Genomic DNA, 11,440 nt, shown 5'->3' on the forward strand with positions numbered 1-11,440 from the left:
GCCGCTCCCTCAACGCAAGTACCAGCTTTTCTGCCGTAGATGGCCTGCCCATGGGCACACGGTGCGGACGGCTGGACCCGGGCGTCATGCTCTATCTGATGCAGGAAAAGGAACTGTCAGCGGCAGAAATCGAGAGCATCATCTACCGCCGCAGCGGGCTCTTGGGATTGTCGGAGGAATCTTCTGACATGCGCGTACTGGAACATTCAGAAGAGCTGTTTTCCAAGCAAGCCATCAACTATTATTGCTACCAGATCCGCCGCGAAGTGGGCGCCATGGCCGCCAGTCTGGAGGGCATCGACGCCCTGATCTTCAGCGCTGGCATTGGCGAGAATTCAGCTCAGGTGCGCTCCAGCGTGTGCGAACCACTGGAGTTTTTGGGCATCACCATCGATCAGGAGAAAAACAAGGCCAACGCACCGGAAATCGGGACCGGACCAGTCCGCGTCTTCATCATGCCCACCAACGAAGAACAGGTGATCGCACGGGCCGTCGCAAAAGCTGCCATGAAAACTCAATGAGACTCAATTAGTACTGCTGCCTTTGTTTATCCAATTGCGAAAAGAACCATAGATATTCCTCTCCCAAAAGGACGAAACACAGAAAATACTTAAAAAATAAATTGAGGTTGGCCTGAGCTTCAGTCGAACTTCTTGCTTTTAACTATACCGACGACCGGTAAGCCTAACGCTGTAAACAACATCATCATCGCGACCATTATCAAAAAGCTAATATACCTTCTCTCAACAATATCAGTATTTTTTGTAGTGATTGGCAACTTCAAGGAGGTGCAACTATCTTAGCGGAGGAACTTAGGTATTGATTGTGTACTCATAATTAACTCTCTATGAGGGTATTTCTGTATGCACGACTAGAGCTTTTTTTGTACATGTCCCAAAGTATCTTATGCGCACATAATATCAACTTGAGGCCAAAACTTGATCAGGAGTATCAGTTCATTAGGCTACCAACCTATATTGATGAGTACTCGAAATGACAGAATTAACAGACTACAAACCGAGTAGAGTTGATCGCCTCTTCCTTGTCGGGAGGAAAATTGAATACTCCTACAGAATATCCAGCAATATCGTTGCCTTTATTTGTAAAACTTCTTTATTCACCAAAGAAGATGAGCACGTAATTGTTAAATTCTCCTACTCTGGGAATGTTCAGTATCACAGAATTAGCATACCCGATATGGCAAAGTTTGAAGATGTATTTAGCATCGCAAAACGTAACCAAGATTGATCAAAGTCTAAATTTATTGGACAAATCATCCGACCCCGACGCTGCTACTTTGGCACCTGATCTAACTCATTGGGATAGACCATGTAGTGAGCTGGGCTTCAGAACAACTTCGCGGTAAACTTGCTGCATAATCAATGCTGCACGTTCTCAGTGAGTCCCGTTATGTCCGTCCTCTCGCCAACCATCACCGTCCGCCAGCTCTCTCTCGATGATTATGAGGATGTCGTCACGCTCCTGAATGAGCTGACAGATGGCATTCCGCTTGTTTATGGCAAAGACGGGCCAGCGCAATTCGCCAAGCTTTTGCAACATGACGGCACCTCTCTGTTTGGTGTGGAGATTTATGACCAGATCGTCTCCTGCGCCACGCTCCATATTCTACCCAACATGACGTATGGTGGCCGCTCGTATTGCCTTGTCGAGAACGTGGTGACGCTGAAAGCTTATCGGGGCAGAGGCTTTGGCCGCATGGTCATGGATGCTCTGCGAGATGCAGCCTGGCAAGCGAATGCCTACAAGATCATGCTGCTGACCGGACAAGACCGCGGCGCAAGAGGCTTTTACGAAAGCCTCGGTTACAAAGCCGACCAAAAACACGGCATGGTCCTGCGGCAAGTGCCACCGTATAAAGCGCCTGCTGCTTAACCCTGCCCGTTACACCAACTGCCGGTGGGCCTTGATGTGGTCGATGAACAGGCGCAGGGCCTGCAGGTTTTTGTATTCGCGCGGGTAAAACAGATAGATCGGCTCTGTTGGCTTCAGGTAATCCTCCAGCAGGCATTGCACCTTTGTCAGGTCACACTGCATCAGCGCATACTCGCGGAAAGTGAGCACCAATCCCATGCCTTGCTCCATCAACTGCAACTGAGAGGGCAGGGTGTTGAGGATCAGCCCTCCTTTGATATCAATCTCCACGGTGTTGCCCTCCACCTCAAACACCCACGGCGCCAGCCGTCCTGATGTTTGAAACCGATAGTGAAGGCAGTTGTGCGCGAGGAGGTCTTCAGGTTTTTCCGGAACACCATGCTCAGCCAGGTATGCCTTGCTGCCAAGGACGGTCAGGGGTTGCGGGTCAGAGATACGGATCGCAATCATATCCTGCGCAATCTTTCCACCCAGACGAAGCCCGCCGTGCAAACCATCTGCAACGATGTCGACAATGGCGTCCGTCAGAGAAAGTTCCAGCTGTATCTCCGGATAAGCTGCCTGAAAACTGGGCAGAATATCTGCAAGGAAGGAGTGAAATACAAACTCAGGCAAGGTCAGTTTTAAACTGCCACGGGCACTGCTGCCGTGTTCCTTTGCATCATTTACCGCTTGCCCCAGCAGGTCAAACGCCGCGCCCGCCCCACTTTGCAACGCACGGCCCGCATCCGTCAGAGTTACCGACCGGGTGGTGCGCACAAACAGGGCCGTCCCGAGCTGCTCTTCCAGCGACTTCAACTGATGAGACACCGTGGACGGTTTGATGCCAAGCGCCTGAGCTGCCCCTTTGAGACTGCCGTTCTGCGCAATGGCGTTAAACACTTCCAGCATGGCAAGAGGCAAACGCATTATTCGATACCGTACATCTATTGGATTGATATGGAGGCAATTAATAGCATGTATGCATCCTGTTATAAAGCAGAGATCAGATATTCAATGAGGCCTTCCTGCGATGAAAACCCTTGTTCTCACTGCCCATCCCGACCTTTCAAAATCCCGTATCAACCGCTCCTGGTTTGAAGCATTTGCCGCGACAGATGATATCACCGTGCTTGATCTGGCCCGTGTTGGTGGCCCAACTCTGAGCTTTAACGTTGAAGAACAACAGCACCTTCTGCTCTCTCACGATCGCATCGTCTTCCAGTTTCCGTTTTATTGGTATTCCGCCCCGCCAGCGCTGAAAGCATGGCAAGATCAGGTCCTGACCTTCGGCTTCGCCTATGGCCCGGGTGGCACCAAACTGGCTGGTCGGGACCTGTTGCTGGCTATCTCTACCGGCGGACCGGAGGACAGCTATCACGCAGGCGGCTACAACAATTTCAGCATGGATGAGTTGCTCAAGCCCTTTCAACAGACTGCCCTGCTGACTGGAATGGTTTACCTGCGCCCCTTCGTCTTGCACGGCCTTGCAGTGGTTGATGACGCCGCGATCGAAGCTTCCAATACAGCATTGCTCGCACATGTTCTGGATCCTGAACTCAACCCTGTCATCAAAAAAGCGCGGCTGGACAAACTGCTGGAAAACAACGCCAAGCTCGCTGCCCGCGTCAGCGCCTGACCTCTTTCAACGTTCCATTTTTCAAAAAGGCGGGCCCTTGTGCTCGCCTTTTTCTGCTCATCCAAAACTGTAGATTATGGGCAAACCGAGAACTCAAACAGCTCATTCATTAAAAATCGATTCGATCTTTATCAACCGCATCTTCTTCCCGCGGTTCAGGTCTCTTAGCCTGTCGTTTCAAAGCACAGCTTTGTTTTAGCAATTTGTTTCACGCCCTTGTTTTCATTGCGATCCTTTAGAAGAATAAACTTACTGTGGCATTATGGATGGTCGACATGGTGGTGACTTTGTTTTCGGTGCCTTGATCTGATGGTCAGCACTGCATTCATTTTCAGAATTCTTTTTTTATGGCCGGGGCTCGGGGGTCGCTTCCTGAAATTTGGTCATCTGAAGGCTGGAGGGACACCATTCCTGTCAGACTTAGCGTAGGACACATTGCTCAACACCGCCTTGCCTCCAACCATAAGCAGGACCACGGTATCAATGCCCGTTTTGAATCTTTTTCAACGGGAGGGGACGCAAAACTGACAGAACGATGTGGCCTCGCAGGTCCCTTTCTCAATCGGGACTGTAGCTCCTTCGTTCTCCAGCCTTCAGGAATATTTTAAGCGCAGATTGGAATTACCACGCACAAGTTGCAGTATAGTACCGGGTAGAATGTCTGTTGAATCGAACAACTCAATGAATGAGCCAAGACCTGAGGTGATTTACCGGCCCAGCATCAACTGGGATGAATGGCGCGAGGGGGTCGCCGAAGCGACGGGAGAGGCTTGTCTGGCTTCCAACACCGCTTCACCGGAGGCCTTTGGTGCAGGCGTGCGCGGATTTCGTTATAAAAGCGGCTTTGTGGCAACCATCAACGCGACCCCGCACAGGTTCATCCGCTCCAGCCAGCGCATTGCCCGCGATGGCATGGATGCTGTGTTTGTGCAATTTTATGATCACACCCACAATTGCGTCACCCACATGGGCCAGGAGAGCGTGGAACTCCAGCCCGGTCATCTGATCGTGCAGGATATGGCCGAGCCGTTTGTGGTAGACCACAGCTCTTACAAGCTGATGACACTGGCTTTGCCGCGAACGGCACTGGCACCGTTCCTCCATGGCGATCGCACCTACCCAACCCTGTGCCTTCCCGCAACAGGCGGCTCGACCAATGCAGTGATCAGCATAATGCAGCTGCTTCGCGGTCAACTGGGTTACCTGTCAGATGAGGATGTCAGCTCAATCGTGGAATGCATCGCCAAGCTGGTCGCCAACCAGATGAACAACGGCCCGAGAATCCCATTTGCACTGGATGAAAACAATCAGACTGCAGCGCGGTTCTTACAAGCTGCCGAGTACATCAGCCGGACCTATACCAACCCACGCCTGAACAGCACGGAAGTGGCGCATCACCTCAACGTGTCGCGCACCACTCTCTACCGCCTGTTTGAGCCCATGGGCGGCTTCATGGCCTTCCTGCGTTACATCCGCATGAAGCACGCCATGCGCAAGCTGCTGCGCTCCGGAAGCGATACAGTCAAAATCCAGCAGATCGCCGAGAGCTGTGGTTTTTCGCACGCCTCCAGCTTCACCCGCAGCTTCAAAGAACACTACGGCGTTTCTCCCCGCGACATCCTGATGGACATCGCCGCCGGGCAAGACCATAAAACCCACATCTCCAGCGGCATCTTCTCCAACTGGCTCACCTCGCTAAAAGAGGCGAAGTTGAACTAAGGGGAGCTTGATCCTCTGAGATCAAGTTGACCCCGGGTATCACAGCGACACAGTACCTGCGTACCTTCACAAATTGCCCGATATCCATTTCATAGAGCGGTCCAAAGTGACCAACCGAGAGGTCCGCATCATTAGGATCTGGCGTGATTGGTGGGTAAAAACATAGCAACGCAGAAAAACGCAAAAGCTTTCAAACGAACGCACAAAACAACGCAAACGCTCACAGCTTTTGAATGCTACCAATTTTCAACGTGAATATCATCGATATTTCAGCATGTTAGATTAGCGCCGCTGATGGCAGAGACACGACATTTCCGACTGGAGCCGGATTGGTAGCATTGACAGGGCGAAGGCATCATCAAAGAGTTACTGTGATTTATTCTCTGATAAGTTTTGAGCGGCGCAATGATAGTACTTGGTAATTCTGAAAGCTGGCCCGGCATTGGCACCACCGCCAGTCACCTGCAAAACGGAGCACATGGGCTTGATGCCTTGGTGCCCGGACTGTCTTTGGTGGAAGCTGAAACCAAGGTGCGCAGTGTAGGCTATGGCGGCTGGCCGAACCTGTTGGGAAACATGGAGTTTGACGCCAGCGTGATGGACGGAGCCACCCGTGATTACGGCGCGGTTGCAGGCGTTCCAATGACGCTGGAGGTCACCCGTCTGGCAAAGGCAGTGCTAGATAACCTGCCACACACCATGCTGGTAGGTGAGGGGGCTCGCCGTTACGCAGATGAGCTTGGGTTTGCAAAGGATCCCGCCTTGCTGGAACACAGCAAACAGGTGTGGTGGCGCAAGCTGGAAGAGGTGATGAGCGACGAGCAGAAAGCCGCCTTTCCCAACACGGATCTGGCACCGTTGACCAAAGCAATCACCGACCCTGAAAAAGTGCGCGACACCACCGTATTCCTTTGTAAAGACAGCCAGAAAAACATCTGCACCGCCACCTCCACATCAGGTTGGGCCTGGAAGTATCCGGGCCGTGTTGGCGACTCTCCCATTCCCGGAGCTGGCTTTTATGCTGACAGCCGTTATGGCGCGGCCGCATGCACTCATACAGGTGAAATGACCATGCGCTGCGGCACCGCCCGCACCGTTGTGCTGGCCATGAAGCTCGGCATTTCGCTGGATGATGCGTTGCGACTGTCGGTCTCTGAGTTGCAGGAGCTGGAGAGCGGTTACATCGGCGGTGTTGTGATCCATGCCATTGATGCTGCGGGCAAACACCGCGTGGTCAATGTGGGGTGTGACGAGGAGATCGTCTATTGGGTCTGGACACCGGAGCTCGGCCAACCTGAAAAACGCAAGGCAACTCGGGCAGAGGATCTGATGATGGGTCAGGTGGAGGTTCAGTCATGAAGCTGGAAGTGTGTGTTGACACCATTGCTGGGTTGAATGCTGCTGTTGCTGGCGGAGCTGACCGGATTGAGCTGTGTTCCTGCCTCGCCATGGGCGGCCTGACGCCGTCCGTTGGTCTGATGGAACTGGCAGCCAAAGCACCCATCCCGGTCTACGCCATGATCCGTCCGCGCGGGGGTAACTTCATCTTCTCCCCACAAGAGGTGGACCAGATGAAGCGCGAAATCGATGCTGCCCGTAATACCAATTTGGCCGGTGTTGTTCTGGGCGCAAACCAACATAACAACGCACTCGACGCTAACCTATTGAATACACTAGTGGATCACGCTGATGGCCTTGGTGTAACGCTCCATCGCGTCATTGACCTAGCCCCAGATTTGAACGAAGCCACCCACACTGCTGCTGAACTCGGCTTCGAACGCATCCTCAGTTCCGGAGGAGCTTACAAAGCTATTGATGGGATTGAGAACCTAGCCGCCATGCACAAAGCCGCAGCTGGCAGGCTCTCTGTGATGCCGGGGTCAGGTGTTAACACTCAGACGGCGCCCGATATCTTACAAGCTGCTGATTTCACTGAGATTCATGCAGGCTGCGGCAAAACTTATCCGCAAGACCAGCGTCTGCTGGATTTTGGTTTTGAAAGCGCTGGAGAAAAACGGACCGATGAAGAATTGGTGAGATCACTCAAGACTATCCTTCAGCAAAATGCATACACCAAATAGCAAACCACCTAACCTGATGATATTTAATTGTTTTTAATTATAAGATCGCAGCAACTCATCGTAAATTTAAGGCACACCTGCGAGCGCAACACCAGACCGCAATGTACCGGTTACAGGAGAAATGAGGATGCTGATGAACTTGTTGACCTCAGAGACTGATGAATTCGCCACATAGATCACATCTTTATCTCTGATTTCAAAGGCTTGCGTCAAAAACATGCCACTTGGCTCTCTCAAATTGAGACGGTAGACAACAGGCACTGTCCCGAATTCCTCATGTTGCTCATGCGGAGGAAGCAACGGCATCATCTTTTGCCGGTCCTCAAACCGGAACAGGAAAACCCCCGTCGCATCCGCAGTCCCATCATGTAAACCACCTGACATTCCAATGGCTTCCGAGAGATTGACCCGCGAGGAAGGGAAGTCATATTTGCGCCGGGCGACAACGGCACCAAACACGGTGAAGGATTTAGGCTGGTGCGTAATGGAGACAATGTCCTTCGGCCGAAGCCAGATATTATTAGCTGGTTGCTCCGAAATATCGTCCAGACTAAACCGGAACTTCTTGTCATCTCTCATGACAGTAACAAACGACTCATAGTCTGGATTCCGCGTTCCACCAGCTTCTGAGATTGCCTCAACCAGACTCAGACCATCTTCATGCACACGGAACTGGCCCGGACGCATCACATCACCAATAACAATGACCTTGTGCGATCCATTTGCCTGAAGGTTTACAACCACTTGTGGATCGACAGCCTTACCCTCCAACCCACTGAGAATCTGTTCGCGAACCTCGGAGATACTCTTGTTCTCGACTTTGAGTTCCCCAACATAAGGCACGTAAATATTGCCTTGGTCGTCAACCACAAGGCCAAGCTCAGTCCGTTTTTGACCTTGTGTTGAGAAAAGCCCGTTTGGAATGGACTCCCAAATTCCAACAGAAAGCTGATCGCCAACACCGACGCGGATCGTGCTTCTCTTGCCCTTGCCAACGCGGAATTCTTTGGGAGGTAAGTTACTGGCGTAATTGGATAAATGCTGAACTGTCGGAACATCAACATCCAGCATGACATAGCTCAGCGACTGCGCATTACGTTGAGAAGTTGCATTCTCCACCTGATAAGCGCTTGGGCCATGTCCTGGAATTTCCGAGCACCCAACCACTGCAAGCAGCAGCGCAGGCACAACGAGCAACTCCAACCAGCGAGATATGTGCAAACATGTTTTCACATGCGGACACTGACCTATTCGCAGGCCTTCGAGTAGCCGCTGGATTTGGCCATTGCCTGTTTAACGCACTTCAATTTCGGGGATTTTTCGCGCGCTTGTTAGCTGCTCTGATCAGAGATAGCCTTACTAAAGCGCTGCAAACAAACGACTTTGTAGTCATGCGCATTGAGTGCAATGCTCGTGTTGGACCACGAGCATTGCAGGGGAAATCCTACCCGTTATGGGCAGGCAATCACTTCAATCTCGACGAGAGCGTCTTTTGGCAGACGTGCAACTTCCACACAGGACCGTGCTGGGAACGGTGCATTGTTGTCTTCAAAGAACTTGCCGTAAACTTCGTTCACGCGCGCGAAGTCATTGAGATCTTTCACGAAAACCGTTGTCTTCTTGATGTTCTTTGCTGCAAGACCTGCTTCTTCAACAATCGCCAGACCGTTCTTCAAAGACTGAAGGGTCTGCTCAGCAACATCTGCAGGCATCTCACCGGTTTCCGGATTGATCGGCAACTGGCCGGATGTGATGATCATCTGACCAAGGTTCACGCCCTGAACATACGGGCCAATTGCTGCAGGAGCTTTGGAGGTATCGATAGCTGTCATTGTTTTTCCAGTTTTATAGGCTTGTTAATTCGAACTGTTCAGATGGTGAGACGAATTCCTGTTGTGCCGCAATAGTTTGCAGCTCCCATTCGTCTTTTTCCTGCGTGGTTTTAAGCACGCCATACACCGCGTTATTACAGTGCTGGAATGCTTCTACTTCAGAAAGACCATTCAGATAACCAGCGGCAAATACAGATGTGATTAGATCTCCGACGCCAACCGGTTGGCGTTCAAACGGCAAATGCGGGCGCTGTGCCAGATGACTGCCTTGCTCGCTTGCAAACATCATGGTGAAGGCATCATCAGAAACACTGTGCAAGTGCTTGGCCAGAACCATTTTAGGTCCAATTTCCATAGCCTTAGCGCATGCTTGTTTGGCCTGTTCCAGTGTTTCAATCGGTTCACCAATGAACTGTGAAAGCTCAAACTGGTTGGGCACGATCACATCCGCAATCGGCATCACCTTGCTCACCAGCAACTCAGCAACACCTTCACTGACAATGCAGCCTTTGTCAGGCGCACCCATCACCGGATCACAGAAGTAGAGACACTCAGGATTGTGCCGCCGAACTTCCTTCACGATGTCAACAATGACGTCACAGTGAGAAGGGCCACCAAGGTAACCTGTTACAATACCTTTGATTTGAGAGAGGACATTCAGTTTTGCCAGACCCTCAAAGATTTCAGAGATCTGCTTGGCATCATGGGCCTGTCCGGTCCAACCTTGCGGATGCTGGGTGTGATTTGAAAACTGGACGGTGTTGATAGCCCAGACCTCATGCCCCATACGTTGCATCGGAAATACAGCGCAGCCGTTGCCAGCATGGCCATATGTCACGTGGGATTGGATGGAGAGTATGCCTTTCATTTCAAATACCTCGTTTCGGAACTGAGGCTCACAACCGCGAGCCCCAGCAGAGCGTCATGCCATTCTCGGCGCTTATGGATAGACTGGAAGTGCGTTGAACATTCCCAGAATGTGACTGACGGCAACCAAAATGCCGAAGCCGAAGATCACCCAGACAAGAGCCTCGCCGCCCCAAACGCGGAACTGAGGATTGCCGAATTTCTTGCGGCTGACACGCACCATCAGAGCAGGGACGATCGCCGTCCAGACTGTTGCAGCAAGGCCAGCGTAGCCAATCGCGATGATGAAACCATCTGGAAAGAAGATGCCACCGATCAACGGAGGAACGAAGGTCACAGCTGCGGTTTTCGCACGACCTGCAGGGCTGTCATAAAACTTCAGGAAGTCCGCCAAAAAGTCGAACAGACCAAGCGCAACGCCCAGGAAGGAGCTGGCCACAGCCATGTTACCGAATGCGGACAACATGTTGGATGCAGAGGTGTTTTCTACTGCACGGCCAAGAGCTTCCACCAGTACGCCGATGTTACCGCCCTGTTCGATGATTGGGCCAAAATCAGCTCGTGAGATGTTTCCCAATGTGGCGAACAGCCAGACAATGTAAAGTACCAGTGCAAGGAAAGTGCCTGTACCAAGGCAGAGCAAAATCTTCTTCGGCTCCTTGCCATAGTACTTCATCAGGCTTGGTACGTTGTGGTGATACCCGAAAGATGCCAGGCAGAACGGCATTGCTGCGAACAGATACGGGAAGTAACTCCCCATTCCCATACCATTATCGCTATCAAAGAAGACTGCGGCCTTCATGTTGAAGGTGTAACCAGTCACAGACATGAAAAATGTGATGATCATGCCACCAAGAAGGATGGTTGTGATGCGATCAACTGCCTTGGTAGACCACCAAACGAAGAACGCCAGACCCAGCGCAAAGATCAGACCAGCCAACATCTGCGGAGGTGCAACACCCAATGTTGCATCCAGTGTGTGAACCACAATGGACCCGCCACCGGAGATGTAAGCGTAGCAGAGAATGTAGCCGACAAACGCAACGGCGATGTTGTTTACGGTGTTCCATCCAGTCCCAAGAGTGTCTTTCACCATGGTATCGAAACTGGAGCCGACCGGATAATTCAGGTTTGTTTCCAATATCATAAGGCCGGAATGAAGCATACAGAACCAGGTAAAGGCCAGAGCCAGAATAGCCCAGATGCTCCACATACCAGCACTAACGGTTGGAACGGAAAACATACCAGCGCCGACTGCAGTACCGGCGATGATCATAGCCCCGCCTAGGAAGGATGGACTGACTGTTGCAGTGGATTTTCCCAAACCACCGACTTGTGTGCCCTCAGACATTTACTTCTCTCCCGTGAAGTAGTTTTGTTATATCCGTGAGGAAAGAGGGGAGGCACAGAGCAGCGCCTCCCAAGTTGCC

The 11,440-nt window shown here is 51.7% G+C and carries 11 protein-coding genes and 1 pseudogene; 7 read left to right on the forward strand and 5 right to left on the reverse strand.

The annotated features are described in order from the left end of the window. The 3 genes and pseudogenes from PPL9_RS03835 to PPL9_RS03845 all read left to right on the forward strand — a co-directional run. Positions 1–521, forward strand: a pseudogene (locus PPL9_RS03835) (acetate kinase); the annotation flags it as partial. Between the two features lie 472 nt (positions 522–993). Next, positions 994–1,248: a hypothetical protein gene (locus PPL9_RS32285; RefSeq protein ID WP_057461411.1), complete on the forward strand. Its 255-nt coding sequence runs from the start codon at positions 994–996 to the stop codon at positions 1,246–1,248. Between the two features lie 162 nt (positions 1,249–1,410). Further along, a complete protein-coding gene (locus tag PPL9_RS03845) occupies positions 1,411–1,893 on the forward strand; it encodes a GNAT family N-acetyltransferase (RefSeq protein ID WP_057461412.1) in 483 nt (160 codons plus the stop codon). A gap of 9 nt (positions 1,894–1,902) precedes the next feature. On the opposite strand, the gene PPL9_RS03850 is transcribed toward PPL9_RS03845, so the two are convergent. Further along, positions 1,903–2,802, reverse strand: a complete 900-nt coding sequence (locus PPL9_RS03850; protein WP_057461413.1) for a LysR family transcriptional regulator — start codon at positions 2,800–2,802, stop codon at positions 1,903–1,905. Positions 2,803–2,905: 103 nt separating this feature from the next. On the opposite strand from PPL9_RS03850, the gene PPL9_RS03855 reads away from it, so the two are divergent. The 4 genes from PPL9_RS03855 to PPL9_RS03870 all read left to right on the forward strand — a co-directional run bounded on the left by PPL9_RS03855 (position 2,906) and on the right by PPL9_RS03870 (position 7,311). Next, entirely contained in the window at positions 2,906–3,511 is a 606-nt protein-coding gene (locus PPL9_RS03855; protein ID WP_057461414.1) for an NAD(P)H-dependent oxidoreductase, read from the forward strand. 681 nt (positions 3,512–4,192) lie between these two features. Continuing rightward, positions 4,193–5,230 carry an AraC family transcriptional regulator gene (locus PPL9_RS03860; protein ID WP_082596509.1) on the forward strand — a complete coding sequence of 346 codons (1,038 nt, stop codon included), beginning with the start codon at positions 4,193–4,195 and terminating at the stop codon, positions 5,228–5,230. A 405-nt stretch (positions 5,231–5,635) separates the two neighbouring features. Then, positions 5,636–6,589 (forward strand): N(4)-(beta-N-acetylglucosaminyl)-L-asparaginase, encoded by a 954-nt coding sequence (locus tag PPL9_RS03865; protein WP_057461416.1) that lies wholly within the window; start codon positions 5,636–5,638, stop codon positions 6,587–6,589. Further along, a complete protein-coding gene (locus tag PPL9_RS03870) occupies positions 6,586–7,311 on the forward strand; it encodes a copper homeostasis protein CutC (protein ID WP_057461417.1) in 726 nt (241 codons plus the stop codon). Before PPL9_RS03865 ends, PPL9_RS03870 begins: the two co-directional genes overlap by 4 nt. A 66-nt stretch (positions 7,312–7,377) precedes the next feature. On the opposite strand, the gene PPL9_RS03875 is transcribed toward PPL9_RS03870, so the two are convergent. From PPL9_RS03875 to mtr, 4 genes are all read right to left on the reverse strand, one after another. Next, entirely contained in the window at positions 7,378–8,532 is a 1,155-nt protein-coding gene (locus tag PPL9_RS03875; RefSeq protein ID WP_208989142.1) for a polysaccharide biosynthesis/export family protein, read from the reverse strand. A 230-nt stretch (positions 8,533–8,762) separates the two neighbouring features. Then, the gene (locus PPL9_RS03880; RefSeq protein WP_057461419.1) at positions 8,763–9,143 is read right to left on the reverse strand and encodes a RidA family protein; all 381 of its coding nucleotides are present in this window, start codon (positions 9,141–9,143) and stop codon (positions 8,763–8,765) included. Positions 9,144–9,156: 13 nt separating this feature from the next. Beyond that, entirely contained in the window at positions 9,157–10,011 is an 855-nt protein-coding gene (pdxY, locus tag PPL9_RS03885) for a pyridoxal kinase PdxY (RefSeq protein WP_057461420.1), read from the reverse strand. A 72-nt stretch (positions 10,012–10,083) separates the two neighbouring features. Next, positions 10,084–11,361, reverse strand: a complete 1,278-nt coding sequence (mtr, locus tag PPL9_RS03890; protein ID WP_057461421.1) for a tryptophan permease — start codon at positions 11,359–11,361, stop codon at positions 10,084–10,086. Positions 11,362–11,440: the final 79 nt, after the last annotated feature.

Origin of the sequence: Pseudovibrio sp. POLY-S9, from assembly GCF_001431305.1 — a bacterium.
Lineage (GTDB): Bacteria > Pseudomonadota > Alphaproteobacteria > Rhizobiales > Stappiaceae > Pseudovibrio.

Coding starts and splice junctions, on each gene's coding strand:
- PPL9_RS32285 (WP_057461411.1), top strand. CDS start 994: ATGACAGAATTAACAGACTACAAACCGAGTAGAGTTGATCGCCTCTTC.
- PPL9_RS03845 (WP_057461412.1), top strand. CDS start 1,411: ATGTCCGTCCTCTCGCCAACCATCACCGTCCGCCAGCTCTCTCTCGAT.
- PPL9_RS03850 (WP_057461413.1), bottom strand. CDS start 2,802: ATGCGTTTGCCTCTTGCCATGCTGGAAGTGTTTAACGCCATTGCGCAG.
- PPL9_RS03855 (WP_057461414.1), top strand. CDS start 2,906: ATGAAAACCCTTGTTCTCACTGCCCATCCCGACCTTTCAAAATCCCGT.
- PPL9_RS03860 (WP_082596509.1), top strand. CDS start 4,193: ATGAATGAGCCAAGACCTGAGGTGATTTACCGGCCCAGCATCAACTGG.
- PPL9_RS03865 (WP_057461416.1), top strand. CDS start 5,636: ATGATAGTACTTGGTAATTCTGAAAGCTGGCCCGGCATTGGCACCACC.
- PPL9_RS03870 (WP_057461417.1), top strand. CDS start 6,586: ATGAAGCTGGAAGTGTGTGTTGACACCATTGCTGGGTTGAATGCTGCT.
- PPL9_RS03880 (WP_057461419.1), bottom strand. CDS start 9,143: ATGACAGCTATCGATACCTCCAAAGCTCCTGCAGCAATTGGCCCGTAT.
- pdxY (WP_057461420.1), bottom strand. CDS start 10,011: ATGAAAGGCATACTCTCCATCCAATCCCACGTGACATATGGCCATGCT.
- mtr (WP_057461421.1), bottom strand. CDS start 11,361: ATGTCTGAGGGCACACAAGTCGGTGGTTTGGGAAAATCCACTGCAACA.